A 20,779-nucleotide genomic window follows, 5' to 3' on the forward strand; every position below is an offset into this window, starting at 1 on the left:
TATTTTTACCCGAGTCGCTAATTTTTGCCGCAAGGTGCTAAGCCGCGAGGAGCGCGAGGCTGAGCTCGCCGTCGCCCGTCCACATATGACGGTAATTCCGCGTGAGCAGCACTCTATCTCCCGCAAAGATATCAGTGAAAATGCCCTGAAGGTAATGTACAGGCTCAATAAGGCCGGATACGAGGCATGGCTGGTTGGCGGTGGTGTACGCGATCTTTTGCTGGGCAAAAAGCCGAAAGATTTTGATGTCACCACTAACGCAACGCCGGATCAGGTGCGCAAACTGTTTCGTAACTGTCGCCTGGTCGGTCGCCGTTTCCGTCTGGCTCATGTCATGTTCGGCCCAGAAATTATCGAAGTGGCGACATTCCGCGGCCATCATGAAGGCAGCGAAGCCGATCGCACCACGTCGCAACGCGGGCAAAACGGTATGTTGCTGCGCGACAACATCTTCGGCTCCATTGAAGAAGATGCCCAACGTCGCGATTTCACGATAAACAGCCTGTATTACAGCGTGGCCGATTTCACCGTACGTGATTACGTCGGCGGTATGCAGGACCTCGAAGAGGGCATCATTCGCCTGATCGGTAATCCGGAAACGCGCTATCGCGAAGATCCCGTGCGTATGCTGCGCGCCGTGCGCTTTGCCGCCAAGCTCGACATGCGTATCAGCCCGGAAACCGCAGAGCCGATCCCACGTCTGGCAACGCTGCTGAACGACATTCCTCCCGCACGCCTGTTTGAAGAAGCACTTAAGCTGTTACAGGCGGGCTATGGGTATGAAACCTATAAAAAACTGCGTGAGTACAGCCTGTTCCAGCCGCTGTTCCCAACCATTACACGCTACTTCACCGAAGACGGTGACAGCCCGATGGAACGCATTATCGCTCAGGTGCTGAAGAATACCGATAACCGCATTAACAATGATATGCGCGTTAACCCGGCGTTCTTGTTCGCCGCGATGTTCTGGTATCCGTTACTGGAAGCCGCGCAGAAAATTGCGCAAGAAAGCGGTTTGGCTTACTACGACGCTTTCGCGCTGGCAATGAACGACGTGCTGGACGAAGCCTGCCGCTCGCTGGCGATCCCGAAACGTCTGACCTCGCTAACCCGCGATATCTGGCAGTTGCAATTACGTATGTCCCGTCGTCAGGGTAAACGCGCCTGGAAGCTGATGGAACATCCAAAGTTCCGCGCAGCTTACGACCTGTTAGCACTGCGTGCCGAAGTAGAACACAACGCTGAACTGCAACGACTGGCGAAATGGTGGGGTGAATTCCAGGTTTCCGCGCCGCCGGAACAAAAAGGCATGCTGAACGAACTGGATGAAGAGCCTGACGTACGCCGTCGCCATCGCCGCCCGCGTAAGCGTGCGCCGCGTCGCGAAGGTAGCGCGTGACCGTCGTTTATATCGCCATCGGCAGTAATTTAGCTTCTCCCCTGGAGCAGGTGAATGCTGCCGTGCAAGCGATCGGCGAAATCCCTGACAGCCGTATCGTTGCGGTTTCTTCGTTTTATCGCACCCCCCCGTTGGGTCCACAGGATCAGCCCGACTATCTGAACGCCGCCGTGGCGCTGGATACCGCTCTCGCCCCCGAAGCGTTGCTGGATCATACCCAGCGAATTGAACTGCAACAGGGCCGGGTGCGCAAAGCTGAACGTTGGGGACCGCGAACGCTGGACCTCGATATTATGCTGTTTGGCGATGAAGTGATTAACACCGAACGCCTGACCGTGCCGCACTACGACATGAAAAACCGTGGTTTTATGCTGTGGCCGTTATTCGAAATTGCGCCTGAGCTTATTTTTCCGGATGGTATCAGACTGCATCAGCACCTCACCCATCTTGGTATTGCAAAACCTGCACACTGGTAAAGTATCTCCTCCCCTTTAGCGTTTACTGCTTTAGCGCCAAACGATTGCTTAAAACAATTGCCCCCCTGAATGTGACTGTTAGAATGCCGATAAATATGACTTTCATCATCAGGAAATGTTATGAAACCCACTACCATTTCACTGCTGCAGAAATGCAAGCAAGAGAAAAAACGCTTCGCGACAATTACCGCCTACGACTACAGCTTTGCCAAACTATTTGCTGACGAGGGCATTAACGTGATGCTGGTTGGCGACTCGCTGGGCATGACGATCCAGGGGCATGACTCCACTCTGCCTGTCACCGTTGACGATATCGCCTACCACACTAGCGCTGTGCGTCGCGGCGCCCCTAACTGTCTACTGCTTTCCGATCTCCCATTTATGACGTACGCCACGCCGGAACAGGCGTTTGAAAACGCCGCGGTGGTTATGCGTGCGGGCGCCAACATGGTCAAAATTGAAGGCGGCGCGTGGCTGGTTGATACGGTGAAAATGCTCACCGAACGCGCCGTACCGGTTTGCGGCCATCTGGGGTTAACCCCGCAGTCGGTGAACGTGTTTGGCGGCTATAAAATTCAGGGCCGCGGCGATGCCGGACAAGTGCTGCTGGATGACGCGCTGGCCTTAGAAGCCGCTGGCGCTCAGCTGTTGGTGCTGGAGTGCGTGCCGGTTGAGTTGGCTAAGCGCGTCACTGAAGCACTTTCTATTCCGGTTATCGGTATTGGCGCAGGTAACGTCACCGACGGGCAAATTCTCGTCATGCACGATGCGTTTGGCATTACCGGTGGTCATATCCCGAAATTTGCGAAGAATTTCCTCAATGAAGCAGGCGACATGCGCGCCGCAGTGCGGCAGTATATGACTGAAGTGGAGTCCGGCGTTTACCCGGGCGAAGAACACAGCTTCCATTAATTTATCTGCCAGCACGCCATTACGCCGGATGGCGACGCTACGCGCCTTATCCGGCCTACAATTTCACGCGTAGGCCTGATAAGCGAAGCGCCATCAGGCATCGTATTTAAGGAGTCTTGTTGTGTTAATTATTGAAACCCTGCCGCTGCTGCGCCAGCATATTCGTCGTCTGCGTCAGGAAGGTAAACGCATCGCACTGGTTCCCACCATGGGAAATCTGCACGACGGCCATATGAAGCTGGTCGATGAGGCAAAAGCCCGGGCTGATGTGGTAATCGCCAGCATTTTCGTCAACCCGATGCAGTTTGACCGACCGGACGATCTGGTGCGTTATCCGCGCACACTGCAGGAAGATTGTGAAAAGCTGAACAAGCGCAAAGTCGATTATGTTTTTGCACCAGCCGTTGAGGAAATCTATCCACAGGGTCTGGAAGGCCAGACTTTCGTTGAGGTTCCCGGTCTCTCCACCATGCTGGAAGGCGCAAGCCGTCCGGGCCATTTCCGCGGCGTTTCCACTATCGTCAGCAAGCTGTTCAACCTTATCCAGCCTGACCTCGCCTGCTTCGGCGAGAAAGATTTCCAACAGTTGGCGCTGATCCGCAAAATGGTGGCGGATATGGGTTATGACATTGAGATCGTTGGCGTGCCGATTATTCGCGCCAAAGACGGTCTGGCGCTTAGCTCACGTAACGGTTATCTGACCGCAGAACAGCGTAAAATTGCGCCGGGTCTGCACAAAGTGATGACTAGCATCGCAGAAAAACTGATTGCGGGTAATCGTGAGTTGCAGGAGATTATTGCTATTGCCGAGCAGGAGCTGAATGAAAAAGGCTTCCGCGCCGACGATATTCAGATTCGCGATGCCGACACGCTGCTGGAGCTGACGGAAACCAGCAAACGCGCGGTGATTCTGGCTGCCGCCTGGCTGGGTCAGGCGCGTCTGATCGATAATCAAAGCGTTACATTAGCCCAGTAGACAGGGGTTAAAAATCGGGCAATACTGCCTGAGAATTTCTCAAAGCAGGCCAGTTTCGTCTGCTTAGCCAAGGTAAACGACAGGGTATAGAAGTTATGATTCGCACCATGCTGCAAGGCAAGCTCCACCGCGTAAAAGTCACGCAGGCGGACCTGCATTACGAAGGCTCCTGCGCCATCGACCAGGATTTTCTCGATGCCTCAGGTATTCTGGAAAACGAAGCTATTGATATCTGGAACGTAACCAACGGTAAACGTTTCTCAACCTATGCAATTGCGGCTGAACGCGGCTCCAGAATCATCTCGGTGAACGGAGCTGCGGCGCATTGCGCTGATGTTGGCGATATTGTAATTATCGCCAGCTTCGTCACCATGTCTGACGAAGAAGCCCGCACCTGGCGTCCGAAAGTGGCCTATTTTGAAGGCAACAACGAGATGAAGCGCACCGCGAAAGCTATTCCGGTACAGGTTGCCTGACAGTACTTACCCCTGCGGCTGATTGACTATCAGCCGCGACATCGTCTCCAGCGAATCCGTCCTTAAAATATAAAGCCTTTTCAATAAGAACCGATTATCTCCCGGCTTAACCTTCCCTCTCACCGTGGTGACCGCCATGTGGAATCCCGCGTCGCCTGCTGCTTTTACCGCCGTAGCGTTATAACCGCCAAACGGGTACGAAAGATACAGAACGTGAGGATTAAACTGGGACAATGCCCGGCGCGAACGGGCGAAATCGAACAGAATATTATGATAGCTGCGACTCAGTAGGATCGGCCGGCGATTCGCATCAACCCGATGCAAAAAATGGGTATGCGACTGGAAGTCGAACACGTCCCGGATCTCGTTCAGTTCAGAGAGACTCATAAACTGCAGCGATTTCGGATCCCACTTCTGCGGGTGGCGCTTGATGCGTGAGGAGATGATAAACGCCGTGGCCTTCATGCCGTGCTGCTTCAAAATGGGGTAAGCATAACGACTCACCGACTTGAGACCATCATCAAAGGTCAGCACCACCGCCCGCGCCGGGAGATTCATTTTATTCTGCACGTAGCCTTCCAGTTGATACATCGTCAACGTGGTGTAGCCGCGATCCTGAAGCCAGGCCATCTGGTTGCTGAAAGCGCGTACGGAGGTTGTGGTGGAGGTATGGCGAAAACGGGTATTCTCTTCATCGCGCAGAATATGATGGTAGGTTAACACCGGGATGCCATTGTCTTCCTGCGCATCCAGCGCGCTAACATAGGCCAGTCGGCCACCAATGCGAATCTGGTACCAGGTCTGGTTGAGTCGGTCTTTAAGCTTGCTGATAATCGGATAACGCAGATTATCCGCCAGCACGCCAAACGGGGCGCTACCGACATCCGGAGCGTTATAAACCGATGTATCTTTCCAGGTTATCAGACTTTGGTTACTGAGCGGTTTATTGAGATCGCCCAGACCATCATCGACTTTCTGCCGCCCCTGAACGGGCTCCAGGTGTCCCTTATCAATAAACCCGGTGCCAAAACCAAAGGAAAATTCGTAATAGTCTGCGGCAATTGGCTCAACGGCGAGGATCTGCCCGGCGCGAATATTCCCAACCGTCACCATTTTATTGCCAATCTGCGCCCATACGGCGGCGGCTTCGGTGGTTTGCATATAACGAGCAGGCAAAGCCGCAGCGACGCTGCCAGAAAACAGGAGCAATAAAACAAGCAGAACGCGCATAACCATATGAGATAACCGAGGCGAGAAACCTCGGCTATTGTAGCAAAAGCGCCATCAATACCAATGATTAATACTCATACAAATCATGCTTCAACACGAAGGGGGGATTTTTTTGTTGCTGATGCCAGAGACTGGAGACTTCGGGGCCGCCAAGTGCGACGATGCAATCGCGAAACGCTGAACTGCTCATAGATTCCCGAGACGAAATCATTCGCTCAAGTAATGGATAGCTGATGCCAGAAATCACTTCACACTGGGGATGTTTATGGCTCATTAACGAAGCCACGCGGTAAGGCGCGGCCCCGGCCATATCCGTCAGGAATATCACGCCCTCGCCTGAGTCTGTGGCATGCAGGGCGTGGCACATCATGCGGCTTAGCATATTCGAGCTGAGTCCACGCCAGAAACTTACCGCCTGACATTGGGCCAACGGGCCGTACTTTTTCTCCAGACGATGCAGCATATCCTGTGCCTTATCGTCATGACAGGTAATTACCCAACCTAACATTGCCTACCTCCTTAGCAGGCAAGTAGTTTATCAGTGTGATAAATCCGTAATGGTGACAAGCATCAAAAGTCTTCCTCTCCCAGGCAAGGAGAGGAAGAAAGAATTAGCTGCGCAGGCCGCGTCCGCGCTGAATCAGGTACCAGCACAGCAAATAAAACGCAGCGATAAACACCACCAGCACACCAAACGTGGTGACTAGCGGAACATCATGAATCCCCAGGAAGCCGTAGCGGAAACCGCTAATCATGTAGACAATCGGGTTCAGATGCGACAGCCCCTGCCAGAACGGCGGCAGCAGCGTTAACGAATAGAACACGCCACCCAGATAGGTCAGAGGCGTCAGCACGAAAGTTGGGATCAAGCTGATATCGTCAAAGGTTTTGGCGAAAACTGCGTTCAACAAACCGGCCAGCGAAAACAGCACCGCCGTTAACACCAGCGTGAGCGCGACAAAGACCCAGGAATGCACCTGGAACGGCACGAAGAACAGTGAAATCGCCGTGACCAGAATGCCTACGCACAGGCCACGCGCCACGCCGCCGCCGACAAACCCAGCGATAATCACGTGCGTTGGTACGGGAGCGACCAGCAGCTCTTCAATATTGCGTTGAAACTTGGCGCTGAAGAATGACGATGCCACGTTAGCGTATGAGTTGGTGATCACCGCCATCATAATCAGCCCCGGCACGATAAACTGCATGTAGCTAAAACCATGCATTTCGCCGATCCGCGAGCCGATCAGGTTACCAAAGATAATAAAATAGAGCGTCATGGTGATGACGGGGGGAACCAGTGTCTGGACCCAGATGCGCATAAAGCGGTGGATCTCTTTCGCCCAGATGCTTTTCAGCGCCACCCAATAAAGCTGCATCATGCGCGATCTCCTTGTTTTTCATGCACCAGAGAAACAAACAGTTCTTCCAGTCGGTTCGCTTTGTTTCGCATACTCAATACCTGAATGCCCTGGGCGCTCAGCTGTGAGAACACGCTGTTGACCCCTTGTTCACGCAGCACCTCCACTTCCAGCGTGGAGGTATCCACCAGCCGGTATTGGTAGCCTTCCAGTTTTGGCAGCGGGCTTTTCGGTGCCAGATCGAGAATAAAGGTCTCGGATTTCAACTTAGAGAGCAGGCTCTTCATTGAGGTGTTTTCCACCAGCTCACCGTGCTGGATAATGCCGATATTGCGACACAGCATTTCCGCTTCTTCAAGATAGTGAGTGGTCAGAATAATGGTGGTGCCTTTGTCGTTTAAATCTTTTAAAAAGCCCCACATTGAACGGCGCAGCTCAATATCCACGCCCGCCGTCGGTTCATCAAGGATGAGTAATTTTGGCTCATGCATCAGCGCACGGGCAATCATCAGACGGCGTTTCATCCCACCGGAAAGCATGCGCGCGCGTTCGTTGCGTTTTTCCCACAGATCGAGCTGTTTGAGGTAAATTTCGCTGCGTTTAACCGCTTCTTTATGCTCAACGCCGTAGTAACCGGCCTGGTTGACCACGATCTGCTGCACGGTTTCAAACGGGTTAAAGTTAAACTCCTGTGGGACCAGCCCAAGCTGGCGTTTGGCGTTAACTGTGTCTTTATCGAGATCGTAGCCGAAAACGCTAACCCGCCCGGAGGTTTTATTCACCAGCGAGCTGATTATTCCAATGGTGGTGGACTTTCCTGCGCCATTCGGCCCCAAAAGCGCATAAAAATCACCCGCTTCGACTTGCAAATCTATCCCGCGTAACGCTTGAACGCCACCGGGATAGGTTTTTTTAAGTTGTTGAAGTTCCAGAGCAATGGTCATGGTTTTTTACTTACCTTACGTTCTGACATTTTATATATAGTTTAATTAATGCTGGAGTTACCCTATATTAGCCCATCGAATTTATCTGGCTTCGGGTCGTACAACTCCATGAAAGACATAGATACACTCATCAGCAACAATGCACTATGGTCAAAGATGCTGGTAGAAGAGGATCCCGGATTTTTTGAAACGCTGACGCATGCACAGAATCCGCGTTTTCTATGGATTGGATGTTCCGATAGCCGCGTTCCCGCTGAACGATTAACCGGTCTTGAACCGGGCGAATTATTTGTTCACCGCAATGTTGCCAATCTGGTTATTCACACCGACCTGAACTGTCTATCAGTCGTTCAGTATGCGGTGGATGTGCTGGAAGTGGAACATATTATTATTTGCGGCCACTACGGATGCGGCGGCGTCCAGGCGGCGATTGAAAATAAAGAACAAGGGCTGATTGATAACTGGTTACTGCACATCCGCGATATCTGGTTCAAACACAGCTCACTGCTGGGCGAAATGCCGCAGGAACGTCGCATGGACACCCTATGCGAACTGAATGTCATGGAGCAGGTCTACAACCTCGGCCACTCAACCATTATGCGTTCAGCCTGGAAGCGCGGTCAGAAAGTTACCATTCACGGCTGGGCTTACGGTATTCATGACGGTCTATTACGCGATCTCGACGTCACCGCCACCAGCCGCGAAACGCTGGAGCAGCGCTATCGCCAGGGGTTGTCTAACCTGAGTCAGAAACACAGCAACCATAAATAATGTGACATTGCCGGGAGGCGGAGACGCCTTACCCGGCCTACAAACCTACGCCGTAGGTCTGATAAGCGAAGCGCCATCAGGCGCTCCCGCCAATTACTCGTCCAGCAGCACCACTTTGCCAACATACGGCAGATGGCGATAACGCTGGGCATAGTCAATGCCGTAACCGACCACAAACTCATCTGGAATAGAGAATCCGATAAACTCGACCGGAACATTCACTTCACGACGAGAAGGTTTGTCCAGCAGCGTGCAGATAGCCAGGGATTTCGGCTCGCGCAGGCTCAGAATTTCACGCACTTTGGACAGCGTATTGCCGGAGTCGATGATGTCTTCGACAATCAGCACGTCTTTGCCACGAATGTCTTCATCCAGGTCTTTCAGGATTTTAACATCACGCGTAGTAGACATTCCGCTGCCATAGCTGGATGCCGTCATGAAATCGACTTCGTGGGAGACATGCACTTCACGGCACAGATCCGCCATAAACATAAATGAGCCACGTAACAGACCAACCAGCACCATATCGCTGCCGCTGTCTTTGTAACGTTCGTTAATCTGGCGCCCCAGTTCAGCAATACGCGCTTTGATCTCCGCTTCCGGGATCATCACTTCAACAGTATGTTTCATAAACCCTATAACTCACTGATTTTTATCAGTTGACACATCATGCAGATCGAAAGAAAGCGCTTACGTTGATACACCGACTGACAGACGGCGACCCGCTCTAACCACAAAACTTGCGACAGCATACAAACAATTCAGTTGATGAAGTATACCAGTAAAGAGAGCGGGTTCCTCTGATAGTTCACAGGAGAACCCGTTTGCGTCGTTTTTTGTATGCTTATTAAGCAAAACCTGGTTCGCACGACAGCATGTGGCTAAAACGTTTCCCAATGCGGGTCTTGTGTCGTACTCCCTGCAGAGGTTGCTTGCGGAGCATCCTTAGGCGGTTTCCGATGCTCACTGTTGGAGGTATCGCGTGTGATGCGAAATGCAGCCACGGCCAGGCGTAACTGTTCAGCTTGTTGTTCCAACGAAGCGGCGGCGGCGGCAGACTCTTCTACCAGCGCGGCGTTTTGTTGTGTGACACTGTCCATCTGCGAGACCGCGAGACTCACCTGCTCAATCCCCCGGCTCTGTTCCTCTGAGGCTGAGGCGATTTCCCCCATGATGTCCGTCACGCGGGTAACCGCAGCGACAATCTCTTTCATCGTTTTACCCGCGTCCGACACCTGCTGAGATCCCATCCCCACGCTGTGAGTTGAGTTATCAATCAACGCTTTGATCTCTTTGGCTGCCTGAGCGCTACGGCTTGCCAGAGTACGGACTTCACCCGCTACAACAGCAAATCCTCGTCCCTGCTCTCCTGCTCTGGCTGCCTCAACCGCCGCGTTGAGCGCCAGGATATTGGTCTGGAAAGCAATACTGTCGATGACGCTGGTGATCTGCGCAATTTGCTGTGAACTACCGGCAATTTCACTCATCGTGTGCACGACAGTATCAACAACCCGTCCACCACGCGCGGCAGTATCAGACGCATTCTTAGCCAGTTGAGTCGCCTGTTTCGCATTGTCCGTATTTTGCTTCACGGTTGCAGTAAGCTGTTCCATGCTGGCGGCAGTCTCTTCAAGTGAAGCAGCCTGCTGCTCGGTACGCGAAGACAGATCGTTGTTACCTGACGAGATTTCCGCTGCACCGCTATGAATCGTTTCTGAGCTGTTACGCACCGACGTGACTGTCGAAATCAGCGACTGTCGCATTTCATCTAACCCCGTCGCCAAACGCCCCATTTCATTACGTCCCTGGACGTCGAGTTGATGGGTCAAATCACCACGGGTAATAATGCGGATATGCTCCATAATCTGCGCCAGGGGTTTAAGCAGCATATGCTGCAACCCACTCCAGATCATGCCCAGAACGATGAGCACAGCGACGACAATTGCCCCTAATGTCCATTGCATGCGGGTAAAGCTGTGCTGATTCTCCGCCGCCGCGTGCTGAAGCAACGCGTTATTTTCGTTACGCCACTGGTCATAGCTGGCTTCCATTTCATCTTGCGCCTTCTGAGCATCAAGATCGCCATAGGCCTGATAGTTATTCGCGCGCAGATACTCTATCGATAACGCCATCACGTCGTGCATCTGCCGATACTGTTTTTCCATTTCAGATGCAATTTGCGGATTCTGCCCCGACACCTGCGGCAATGACTGATAATGCGCGAAGTATCCCTCAGCCTTCTTCATCGACTCACTCGCCGTTTTTAGCAAAGTATCAATTGCCGCCAGTGAGGCCGGATCGCGTTGGTTCTTTAAGAAACGAATTGCTACGCGGGTTACCGTTACCCGGGTTTTAATCAGCGTATTGACGCTATCACTCAGATTTTCCTGTTGGGCATTCAGGGTGCCTGAGTTCTGGAAATTATGGCGATCATTGCTTACTGCAGAATAAAAAAAACTTCCTGTCACGGCCTGTAGCAAACAGAAAATGGCGAGAACCAGAAGAATGCCGGTAATAACGCGCACATTTTTAATCATAGTATTTCATCCATTGAACTCACATTGGGTACCCAATGATTATCGGTTCTAAAGGCGATTACTTTATGTGCAATAGCAGAATTTGCAGGAGGTGGGAGTCGTGCGATGAAACACTGTAAAGAGACTGTGTCTCATCCGGCTTACGAGAGATTTCTGCAGGCCGGATAAGCACAGCGCGATTTGTTTAGACGGTGAAGCCGAGCATCATCCCGGTATCTTCATGCTCTAACAGATGGCAGTGCGCCATATAGGCATGCTCCTTTGGCGCGTCATGGTCAAACTTAACCAATACCTCGCTCACGCCACCTTCTACCCGCACCGTGTCCTTCCATCCCGCACGGTGTGCGGCAGGCGCTTTGCCATTCTCAGACAGAATGCGGAACTGCGTGCCGTGAATGTGGAACGGATGCAGCATCATGTCGCCCTGACCAGAAATCACCCAGCGTTCATGCTGCCCTTTTGCCGCGGCAAACATCGGTTTATTCATATCAAACGCCTGACCATTAATCCGGTTGGCATTATGGAAATCAAACGATCCGCCATGCTTCATGTTGCCCATGTTGCCATGCTGCATATTCCCCATCTCACCGTGGTTCATATTGCCATGATTCATATTGCCGTGGTCCATATTGTCATTATTCATATGGCCCATCATCTTTCCATGATCCATACCCGCCATGGCCTGACCGCCGAATTTCTTCATCAGCATTTGCATGCCCATCATATCGAGCATCGGATCCATCGACAGCTGCAGCTTGCGCACCGTCAGACCTTCCAGTAACGGCAGCGATGGCATGGATGTCAGCGTATCCGGCAGCGTGCCGGAAGCGGTAATCAGCAGCGGCTGAACACGCATCACCGGGTGCGGCTTATCAAATGGCGCAATTGCCATCCCCATCTGGCTAACTGGCAGAGTGACCAGATCAAAAGCTTTGCCGTCACTGACATCCACCAGCACTTCAAAGCGCTCGCCCATCAGCATAGGAAGCTGGGTCACTTTTACCGGTTCCGCCAACAGTCCACCGTCGCTGGCAATGACGTACAAAGGGCGATTGTCGCTGGCCGCAATGTTCAGCGAGCGCGCGTTACAACCATTCAACAGACGCAGACGTAGCCAGCCGCGCGGTGCGGCATGCTGAGGATAAATCGCCCCGTTGGTCAGCAGCGTATCGCCAAACCAGCCGACTGCGGCGGTCATGATGTCCAGTTGATAATCAACCTGCCCATCAGCAGAGAACTGTTTGTCCTGAATAATTACCGGCACATCATCAATTCCCCACTGCTTAGGCAGCATCAGCTTGCGAATCTCTTCGTCTTCAATCAGCACCAGTCCGGCCAGCCCCATCGCTACCTGATGACCGGTCTTTCCATGCTGATGAGGGTGGAACCAGCAGGTTGCCGCGCGCTGATCCGGCGTGAAGGTCACTGAACGTTTCCCGCCCGCCGGGATTATGCCTTGCGGCCCACCGTCGACTTCACCAGGGATTTCCAGCCCGTGCCAGTGCAACGTCGTCTCTTGGGCAAGCTGGTTATGGATATCTACGGTCACCGATTGCCCTTTGTTCAGCTTGACCGCCGGTCCGAGCAGATTGCCGTTATATCCCCAGGTCGTGGCCGTCTTACCGGCAAAGTTTGACTGCCCGGCTTGCACGATCAGCTGGATGCGATTCGAAGCATCGGCGGTTAACAGATCAGGAATGGGCAATGCAGGGCGGTCTGCGGCAAAAACGCTCCGGCTCCACAGAGGTAACGCTGACGCTACGCCCAGCGCCACGGAGTACTTTAAAAAGTCACGACGTTGCATAATCACTTCCTTATATTCAGCAGCTTAAGCAGGCTATCTTTTAAGCATAAGCCTTCCCCTTACGGGAAGGTCAAGTGAACGGCTAATAATAAAGGTCGTCGCTTCGCTCGCAGTATGCTAACGTTTAAATTCCGTGATGCAGTGGTAGAAGCAATGAAGACGTTTTTCAGAACAGTTTTGTTCGGCAGCCTGATGGCCGTATGCGCAAACAGCTACGCGCTCAGCGAGTCCGAAGCCGAAGATATGGCCGATTTAACGGCAGTTTTTGTTTTTCTGAAAAATGACTGTGGATACCAGAATTTGCCTAATGGGCAGATCCGTCGCGCACTGGTCTTTTTTGCCCAGCAAAACCAGTGGGACCTGAGTAATTACGATACCTTCAATATGAAAGCGCTGGGTGAAGACAGCTACCGCGATCTCAGCGGTATCGGCATCCCCACGGCAAAGAAATGCAAAGCACTGGCGCGTGATTCTCTGAGCCTGTTGGCCTACGTTAAATAATCTCCGGCGCAATCAGTATTGAGAGAGCCGTTACTCTGGCTGTACCAGCGTCAGGGCAACGGATTGCGCTTTTAATTCAGTCTGCGCGTTTGGCGGTAGATTCACATCGGTAACAACATCGGTAAAACAACTAAGCGGCGCGACGTTAAATAACGAATGTGCACCGTACTTACTGCTATCCGCCAGTAATACCTTCCGTTGGGCATTCGCAATAATTTCCTGCTTTAATCCCGCTTTGTCTTCCGTTGGCGTGGTTACACCCTTTTCCATACTCCAGGTGTTACAACTCATAAAAGCGATATCGGGATAGACACTACGCAACATTTTCCGGCCAAACTCACCAATACAGGACTGGCTGCTGTCATCGATGCGCCCACCGACAATCGTCACCTCTATCTGACGGAATTCTGACAAAAACAGGGCAATGTGCAGATCAACGGTAATTACTCGCAGCGGCAAATGCGTCAGACATTTTGCCAGCTCCAGCATTGTGGTACCGGCATCAAGCACCACGGCATCGCCCGCACGCACCATTGAGGCGGCAAAACGCGCAATCGCCCGTTTCTCAGCAGGCGATCGCAGTTGCTTTTCGTTCGTGGTCGGCTGCGCCGCTTCAAAGCGCCGTAACGCAACACCGCCGTGGCTACGGCTGATCACGCCCTGCTCATCCAGCTTGATGAGATCGCGCCTGATCGTTGCTGGAGAGGCGTCAACCGCGTCAACCAACTGTTCCACGGTAACCAGCGTATGATTTTTCAAATACGCCACAATCTTATCCAGACGATGTTGCCCTTTCATAACAGTAAATTACGCCAGTTGCATTGCCAGTTTGATCGATACGGCCATGCTCTCAGATTTTGCTTTTCCCGTCCAGGCGATATCAAATGCCGTACCGTGATCGGCAGAGGTACGAATAAACGGCAAACCTGCTGTGATATTTACACCGTCATAGAAACCAAGCAATTTCAGCGGGATATGTCCCTGATCGTGGTACATCGCCACCACCATGTCATACTGACCTTCATAAGCCTGTAAAAACACGGTATCCGGCGGGCACGGACCGTAAACATCCATCCCCTTCGCTTTCATATTCTCAATCGCGGGTCCGACAATACGAATTTCCTCATCGCCAAACAAACCATTCTCTCCGGCATGTGGATTCACCCCCGCAACGGCAATACGCGGATGTGCAAAGCCTACGCGCTTCAGGAAGGTATCCGCGATACCAATCACCGTTTCGACACGTTGCCCATTGAGCGTATCAAGGAATTTGCGCAGTGCGATATGCGTCGAAACATGGATAACTTTCAGCTTATCGGTGTACAGCACCATCGCGTAGTCACGGCTTTCGGTCAGCGTTGCCAGCAGTTCGGTATGTCCCGGATAATTGTGTCCGCCGAGATGCAGCGCCTCTTTGTTCAACGGCGCGGTCGCGATGGCATGCACATCCCCCTTCATCGCCAGTTCAGTCGCCCGTTTCACACAGCGATAGGCCAGATCGCCCGCCTGGGCCTGCACTTTTCCGGGAACAAGTTCTTCGGGTTGTGCCAACGGCTCATCAATCACATGAATCGTATCTGGCGTAAATCGGGCATCAGCAACCTGTTCGATTGCGCGAAATGTTACTCCGTCAGCCAGCCCCTGAGCCTGCAATCGCTGCAGCGTTTTCAGGCACCCGACCACCACCAGCGGTGCACCATTAAGTTCATCTTCGCGTAGCGCTTTAACAATAATTTCCGGACCAATCCCCGCCGGATCTCCCATCGTAATCGCAATTGTTTTAGTTACCACGGTACATCTCCTCAATAAAATACAGCGCATCGCAAAGGGTCGTATCAGAACCGAATCCACCCGCTTTGGTAATTACCGGCAAGTCGTCAATCTCGCTATTCACAAACGTTCCGCACGGAATACAGGGGGCAACCTCACTGTGGATGCGATACCCTTCAGCACCCAACGCACTGGCGACCGCCGTGGCAATATCGCCTCCGGTCAGGAACAAACCGCCGATACGTGCTTGTTCAATAATGCGCAGCGTTGTCTCCCCAAGACGCTGACTCAGCAGTTCTCCCAACTGCTGGCGACTCATCCCCACGTTGAAACACAGCGTGTCGATCATGTCCCGGTCTTCTGCACACCGACTGCTACGCAGGATTGTGTGTTGCTGCTGGCTCAACTGCGCGCAAGCCTGTTCAATAACAGAGTCCATTTCCGGTGCAAATGACGATGCAACCAATCGCGCGGCATCGATATCAACAACTTTTGCCCGGCCCTGACACACTGCTTTTTCCACCTGACGTCGCGTTGCCTCACTCATTGAGCCAGCCACAACCAACACCGGTAATTCCTGCTTCTCTTGCATAAACGTTCCGGCCGGTAAAGCATTGGCCAGCCCTGCCGCCCCTACGAGCAGCGGCATCTTTTTTTGCTCACAAACTGCCTGTGCAATGAGCGCGAGATCTCGCTCTTCCACAGCATCCACCACCACCATACATTCGCCGGCTTTTGCAAAAGCGCTCAGCAGCGCACTCAAACTTCCCCGACGCACATCCACCAGCGACACCTCATGTACAGGGATATTGCTTTGCAGCGCGACCAGTTCAGCAATACGCGAAGAGTGAATAGGCGTTTTTGGATCGCTGGCGAATTCCGTTTCCAGCAGCGGTACACCATGGACCAGGCACAAGCCATCCTGCGTGGTGCGCCCGGCAGCAGGAATCGCTGCCGCAATCACGGCCAGCGTCCGACCGGCTATACGCATGGCTGCAGTGACTTCAGCTCCCACATTGCCACGGAATGTCGAGTCAATTTTTTTGTATACCAGTGGTGTTGTTACGTCCCCACACCATGGCGCTAACGCTTGTTGTACAGCCGTAGCGGCCTGCATTGCCGGCATCGCCCGGCTTTCCGTATTGATGACCAGAACATCGGCGCGGCGCGACGGTTTCTGCGCTGGGGTCAGCATTACTTCGGTACGCGCCCCTTTTTTCGCCAGTTGTACGCCGGTATCGTTAGAGCCCGTAAAGTCATCGGCGATAACGATCATTTTCATGCTTTCTTCTCCTGCACGGTCTGACGCGCCTGTTTTTTCGCGACCCACGACGTAAGAATTGGCGTCAGAATGGCGGTTGTAATGACTGATGCAGCGATCAGCGGCGCTGCCGCAGCGGCAACCTCTGCCAGCGAGGGATCGGCCTGTGCGATGGCCAGAGGCGTTGCGACGGCGTTCCCCGCCGTACTTGATGCCGCAGCACCAGCAATACCACTCCCGCCAACCAGACGATCGGCACGAATGTTAAAGAAGCCGCCCACAAAGGTGGTCAGCACGCCCAGCAGAATGCCCGCCAAACCGCCTTGCAGCAGCATTTCCAGGTTAATACCGGCTCCAAGGGCAAACGCAAAGAAAGGAATGAGCAGCGGGCCGCCTTTCGTCAGGAAGTCACGCATGTTGGCGTCGAGGTTACCAAGGATCATGCCAACCACCAGCGGAACAAGAACCGCCACCAGCGCCATGATAGGAATATTTGCCATACCCGCCGCGCCCAGCGCTATCATGGTAAAGAAAGGTCCGTCATTCAGAGACAAAATGGAGATCGCGCCGACATCGCGTTCATTGCCAAACTCGCCAACCAACGCCGCGTAAAGCCCACCATTGGAGTTACTCATTGCCGCAATAATGGCGACACCACTTAAACCAAAGATGCCTTCCGCGCCAAACAGGTGTTCAACCCCGAGACCAATCGCAATCGCGACCAGTAACTTGGTCAGCGTAATCGTGCCGCCTTGTAGCAAAGCTTGCGGCGCGGCCTTTACACTAATTCCCGCGCCCATACAGAGCAGGAACGCGCCAATCAAGGGAGCCGCGCCATTTTTAAATAAAGCAGTGGTGAATCCACCGATCTGCAACGCCTGCGGGGCAAAAGTGTTGATAATGGCACCGATAACCAACGGCACAACCATCATGCCGCCGGGTACGCGTTCTATTGCCTTCTTGATGTTCATGGTCTTCCCGCCTGTTGTTATGTTGTGATTAAATAAAATCATAACGATTATATTTAATCAAAATAAGATCACAAACGCGCCAGATCACAGTTTTAGAATGATTAATAAAAATCAAACAATCATTCCAGGCGAAAAAAAAGCCGGGGTTGTCTCACCCGGCTTCATTGATATCTGAAATATCTCAGGATTGATGCACAAATTCGCGGTATGCCGCCACAACCTGAAGAAAGTCCTCTACACCACAAAGCGAAAAACTTTCTTCGTCGTAATAGCTCATCCCTTCTTCCATCTCATCTCCAGAGAACTCCAACTGATTAGCGCGAACCATCACTTCTTCGCCATCCAGCCAGAGCGTGTATTCATGCCCTGCTCGCTGCCAGGAGCGCTCACTGCCCTTAACCGCACGCGCCGCCTGTTCCACTTCATCAAGTAAGGCCAGGTTTTCTTTCACTTCTTCATTAAACCAGTGCCCCACCACCTCGTGGCCCATGGACATACGCACTTTTACCACCCCGGTAATATCGCGCAGAAATTCGTAATCCATAATGTCTTCCTCTACTCCCGGCAATGCGCCAATACCGCATCGCGCCTTGCTGTAATTATCGCAGCAGCGCGGCAGAAAAAAAGCGTAGTGGGTATAAGGAATAGAAATAAAAATGCCCGGAGAAGCAGACTTCTCCGGGCATTGATGTGTTTTTACACAAAACGCGTTAGCGCATTACACCGCGGTCTGGAAAATCACACCATCGGCTTTCTCCGTATACTGAGACAGCTGGTCGAAGTTCAGATAACGGTAAGTATCCACGGCAGTTTTATCCACCTGCGCCACATAGGTCTGGTACTCTTCCGCCGTCGGCAGTTTGCCGATCAGCGCCGCAACCGCCGCCAGCTCCGCAGAAGCCAGGTAGACGTTTGCCCCGGTACCTAAACGGTTCGGGAAGTTACGGGTAGAGGTCGAGACCACCGTTGCGCCGTCGGCGACACGCGCCTGGTTACCCATGCACAGAGAGCAGCCTGGAATTTCGATACGCGCACCGCTCTTACCGAACACGCTGTAATAACCTTCTTCGGTCAGCTGTGCCGCATCCATACGGGTTGGCGGAGCCACCCACAGACGCGTCGGCAGTTGACCTTTGTGCGCATCCAGCAGTTTACCAGCGGCACGGAAGTGGCCGATGTTAGTCATACAGGAGCCGATGAACACTTCGTCGATCTTCTCACCCTGTACGTCAGACAGCAGACGCGCGTCGTCCGGATCGTTCGGTGCACACAGGATTGGTTCTTTGATGTCAGCCAGGTCAATGTCGATCACCGCCGCGTATTCTGCGTCAGCGTCGGCTTCCAGCAACTGCGGATCCGCCAGCCATTTTTCCATGCCCTGCACACGACGTTCCAGCGTACGGCGATCGCCGTAACCTTCCGCGATCATCCACTTCAGCAGAACGATGTTAGAGTTCAGATACTCAACGATCGGCTCTTTGTTCAGCTTGATGGTACAGCCCGCAGCAGAACGCTCTGCGGAAGCATCGGTCAGTTCGAACGCCTGCTCCACTTTGAGATCCGGCAGACCTTCGATTTCAAGGATGCGGCCAGAGAAGATGTTCTTCTTACCTTTCTTCTCAACGGTCAGCAGACCCTGTTTGATCGCGTACAGCGGAATGGCGTGAACCAGGTCACGCAGAGTGATACCCGGCTGCATTTTACCCTTGAAGCGCACCAGTACCGATTCCGGCATATCCAGCGGCATCACGCCGGTCGCTGCAGCAAACGCCACCAGGCCAGAACCTGCCGGGAAGGAGATCCCAATAGGGAAACGGGTATGGGAGTCACCACCGGTACCTACGGTATCCGGCAGCAGCATACGGTTCAGCCAGGAGTGGATAACACCATCGCCCGGACGCAGGGAAACACCACCACGGTTCATGATGAAGTCTGGCAGCGTGTGGTGCGTGGTCACGTCAACCGGCTTCGGATAGGCAGCGGTGTGACAGAAGGACTGCATCACCAGGTCAGCTGAGAAGCCCAGGCACGCCAGGTCTTTCAGTTCGTCACGGGTCATTGGACCGGTGGTATCCTGAGATCCCACGGAGGTCATCTTCGGTTCGCAGTACGCGCCCGGACGGATACCTTTCACGCCGCAGGCGCGGCCAACCATTTTCTGTGCCAGGGAGAAGCCACGGCTGCTTTCCGCCACGTCTTTCGCCTGACGGAAGACGTCTGAGTGCGGCAGACCCAACGCTTCGCGCGCTTTGGTGGTCAGGCCACGACCGATGATCAACGGAATACGACCACCGGCACGTACTTCGTCGATCAGGACATCGGTTTTCAGCTCAAAGCTGGCCAGCAGTTCGCCTGTTTCGTGGTTGCGTACTTCGCCTTTGAACGGGTAAACGTCAATCACGTCGCCCATGTTCATGTTCGACACGTCCACTTCAATCGGCAGTGCGCCCGCATCTTCCATGGTGTTGAAGAATATAGGTGCAATTTTGCCGCCGAGGCACAGGCCGCCGCCGCGCTTGTTCGGCACATGAGGAATGTCGTCACCCATGAACCACAGCACGGAGTTGGTCGCGGATTTACGCGAAGAACCGGTACCGACAACATCACCCACATAAGCCAGCGGGTAACCTTTTTTCTGCAATTCTTCGATCTGTTTGATCGGGCCAACTACGCCCGGCTGATCCGGTTCGATACCTTCACGGGCGTTTTTCAGCATCGCCAGCGCGTGCAGCGGGATATCCGGGCGGGACCATGCGTCCGGTGCCGGAGAGAGGTCATCGGTGTTGGTTTCACCGGTCACTTTAAAGACGGTAACGGTGATTTTTTCAGCCAGAGCCGGACGGTTCAGGAACCATTCGGCATCAGCCCAGGACTGCATGACCTGCTTCGCATATTCGTTGCCCGCTTTGGCTTTTTCTTCCACATCGTAGAAGTTATCGAACATCAGCAGCGTTGAAGAGAGCGCTTTGGCGGCAATCGGTGCCAGTTTGGCGTCATCCAGCGCGTCGATCAGCGGATGAATGTTGTAACCACCCTGCATGGTGCCCAGCAGTTCAATGGCTTTTTCTGGAGTAACCAGCGGGGAGGTGGTGTCGCCTTTCGCGACGGCAGCGAGAAAACCAGCTTTAACATAAGCGGCTTCATCTACGCCAGGAGGAACACGGTTGATCAACAGGTCTAACAGGAATTCTTCTTCGCCCACAGGCGGGGTCTTCAGCAGCTCGACAAGTGCGGCCATTTGGGTTGCGTCTAAAGGTTTTGGCACAATCCCCTGGGCAGCACGCTCAGCTACGTGCTTACGGTATTCTTCTAGCACGACGATATCTCCTCGCTCTCATTGTCATAATGCGGCGCTTTTGTAGATGGGCGATTCTCTTCACGCTCCTGTGA

20 protein-coding genes are annotated in these 20,779 nt (G+C 53.2%); 7 read left to right on the plus strand and 13 right to left on the minus strand.

What is annotated here, in order from left to right; genetic code table 11:
• Nucleotide 1: 1 nt before the first annotated feature.
• The 5 genes from pcnB to panD all read left to right on the plus strand — a co-directional run bounded on the left by pcnB (nt 2) and on the right by panD (nt 4,239).
• Nucleotides 2–1,399 (plus strand): polynucleotide adenylyltransferase PcnB, encoded by a 1,398-nt coding sequence (pcnB, locus tag OGV74_RS21290; RefSeq protein WP_203237415.1) that lies wholly within the window; start codon nt 2–4, stop codon nt 1,397–1,399.
• Nucleotides 1,396–1,875 carry a 2-amino-4-hydroxy-6-hydroxymethyldihydropteridine diphosphokinase gene (gene folK / locus OGV74_RS21295; protein WP_003018634.1) on the plus strand — a complete coding sequence of 160 codons (480 nt, stop codon included), beginning with the start codon at nt 1,396–1,398 and terminating at the stop codon, nt 1,873–1,875. The genes pcnB and folK overlap by 4 nt, the downstream gene beginning before the upstream one ends.
• Before the next feature lie 120 nt (nt 1,876–1,995).
• Complete coding sequence (gene panB, locus OGV74_RS21300) at nt 1,996–2,787, plus strand: 3-methyl-2-oxobutanoate hydroxymethyltransferase (RefSeq protein WP_086504923.1); 792 nt, start codon at nt 1,996–1,998, stop codon at nt 2,785–2,787.
• Between the two features lie 121 nt (nt 2,788–2,908).
• Nucleotides 2,909–3,763, plus strand: a complete 855-nt coding sequence (gene panC / locus OGV74_RS21305; protein ID WP_016149568.1) for a pantoate--beta-alanine ligase — start codon at nt 2,909–2,911, stop codon at nt 3,761–3,763.
• 95 nt (nt 3,764–3,858) lie between these two features.
• On the plus strand, nt 3,859–4,239 hold the full coding sequence (panD, locus tag OGV74_RS21310) for an aspartate 1-decarboxylase (protein ID WP_286521514.1): 381 nt from the start codon (nt 3,859–3,861) through the stop codon (nt 4,237–4,239).
• 6 nt (nt 4,240–4,245) lie between these two features.
• Here the strand turns inward: panD and OGV74_RS21315 are convergent, their stop codons facing one another.
• The 4 genes from OGV74_RS21315 to OGV74_RS21330 all read right to left on the minus strand — a co-directional run bounded on the left by OGV74_RS21315 (nt 4,246) and on the right by OGV74_RS21330 (nt 7,774).
• On the minus strand, nt 4,246–5,475 hold the full coding sequence (locus OGV74_RS21315; RefSeq protein ID WP_003018642.1) for a polysaccharide deacetylase family protein: 1,230 nt from the start codon (nt 5,473–5,475) through the stop codon (nt 4,246–4,248).
• Between the two features lie 61 nt (nt 5,476–5,536).
• On the minus strand, nt 5,537–5,977 hold the full coding sequence (locus OGV74_RS21320; protein ID WP_003018644.1) for a PTS sugar transporter subunit IIA: 441 nt from the start codon (nt 5,975–5,977) through the stop codon (nt 5,537–5,539).
• Between the two features lie 103 nt (nt 5,978–6,080).
• Nucleotides 6,081–6,851 carry an ABC transporter permease gene (locus OGV74_RS21325; protein WP_003829467.1) on the minus strand — a complete coding sequence of 257 codons (771 nt, stop codon included), beginning with the start codon at nt 6,849–6,851 and terminating at the stop codon, nt 6,081–6,083.
• On the minus strand, nt 6,848–7,774 hold the full coding sequence (locus OGV74_RS21330; RefSeq protein ID WP_016149566.1) for an ABC transporter ATP-binding protein: 927 nt from the start codon (nt 7,772–7,774) through the stop codon (nt 6,848–6,850). The genes OGV74_RS21325 and OGV74_RS21330 overlap by 4 nt, the downstream gene beginning before the upstream one ends.
• 108 nt (nt 7,775–7,882) lie before the next feature.
• On the opposite strand from OGV74_RS21330, the gene can reads away from it, so the two are divergent.
• Nucleotides 7,883–8,545, plus strand: coding sequence for a carbonate dehydratase (gene can / locus OGV74_RS21335; RefSeq protein ID WP_003018654.1), 663 nt, complete (start codon nt 7,883–7,885; stop codon nt 8,543–8,545).
• A gap of 93 nt (nt 8,546–8,638) precedes the next feature.
• Here can and hpt read toward each other — a convergent pair whose 3' ends face one another.
• The 3 genes from hpt to cueO form a co-directional block, all read right to left on the minus strand.
• Entirely contained in the window at nt 8,639–9,175 is a 537-nt protein-coding gene (gene hpt, locus OGV74_RS21340) for a hypoxanthine phosphoribosyltransferase (protein ID WP_003018658.1), read from the minus strand.
• A gap of 251 nt (nt 9,176–9,426) precedes the next feature.
• The gene (gene tcp / locus OGV74_RS21345) at nt 9,427–11,082 is read right to left on the minus strand and encodes a methyl-accepting chemotaxis citrate transducer (RefSeq protein WP_003018660.1); all 1,656 of its coding nucleotides are present in this window, start codon (nt 11,080–11,082) and stop codon (nt 9,427–9,429) included.
• Nucleotides 11,083–11,266: 184 nt separating this feature from the next.
• Nucleotides 11,267–12,886: a multicopper oxidase CueO gene (cueO, locus tag OGV74_RS21350; protein ID WP_086504922.1), complete on the minus strand. Its 1,620-nt coding sequence runs from the start codon at nt 12,884–12,886 to the stop codon at nt 11,267–11,269.
• 153 nt (nt 12,887–13,039) lie between these two features.
• Between cueO and OGV74_RS21355 the strand changes: the two genes are divergently transcribed.
• Entirely contained in the window at nt 13,040–13,387 is a 348-nt protein-coding gene (locus OGV74_RS21355) for a YacC family pilotin-like protein (protein WP_003018667.1), read from the plus strand.
• Between the two features lie 30 nt (nt 13,388–13,417).
• Here the strand turns inward: OGV74_RS21355 and OGV74_RS21360 are convergent, their stop codons facing one another.
• The 6 genes from OGV74_RS21360 to acnB form a co-directional block, all read right to left on the minus strand.
• Complete coding sequence (locus OGV74_RS21360; protein WP_008786221.1) at nt 13,418–14,185, minus strand: DeoR/GlpR family DNA-binding transcription regulator; 768 nt, start codon at nt 14,183–14,185, stop codon at nt 13,418–13,420.
• Nucleotides 14,186–14,194: 9 nt separating this feature from the next.
• A complete protein-coding gene (locus OGV74_RS21365; protein WP_032937567.1) occupies nt 14,195–15,178 on the minus strand; it encodes a D-threonate 4-phosphate dehydrogenase in 984 nt (327 codons plus the stop codon).
• On the minus strand, nt 15,168–16,439 hold the full coding sequence (gene dtnK, locus OGV74_RS21370) for a D-threonate kinase (protein ID WP_086504921.1): 1,272 nt from the start codon (nt 16,437–16,439) through the stop codon (nt 15,168–15,170). The genes OGV74_RS21365 and dtnK overlap by 11 nt, the downstream gene beginning before the upstream one ends.
• Nucleotides 16,436–17,389: a 2-keto-3-deoxygluconate permease 1 gene (locus OGV74_RS21375; protein WP_032937563.1), complete on the minus strand. Its 954-nt coding sequence runs from the start codon at nt 17,387–17,389 to the stop codon at nt 16,436–16,438. The genes dtnK and OGV74_RS21375 overlap by 4 nt, the downstream gene beginning before the upstream one ends.
• Before the next feature lie 181 nt (nt 17,390–17,570).
• Nucleotides 17,571–17,933: a protein YacL gene (gene yacL, locus OGV74_RS21380; protein WP_020996227.1), complete on the minus strand. Its 363-nt coding sequence runs from the start codon at nt 17,931–17,933 to the stop codon at nt 17,571–17,573.
• A gap of 174 nt (nt 17,934–18,107) precedes the next feature.
• Nucleotides 18,108–20,705 (minus strand): bifunctional aconitate hydratase 2/2-methylisocitrate dehydratase, encoded by a 2,598-nt coding sequence (gene acnB, locus OGV74_RS21385; RefSeq protein WP_003845763.1) that lies wholly within the window; start codon nt 20,703–20,705, stop codon nt 18,108–18,110.
• Nucleotides 20,706–20,779 lie beyond the last annotated feature (74 nt).

The sequence above is a fragment of the Citrobacter sp. Cf116 genome (assembly GCF_030336505.1).
Taxonomy (GTDB): Bacteria; Pseudomonadota; Gammaproteobacteria; order Enterobacterales; family Enterobacteriaceae; genus Citrobacter; species Citrobacter freundii.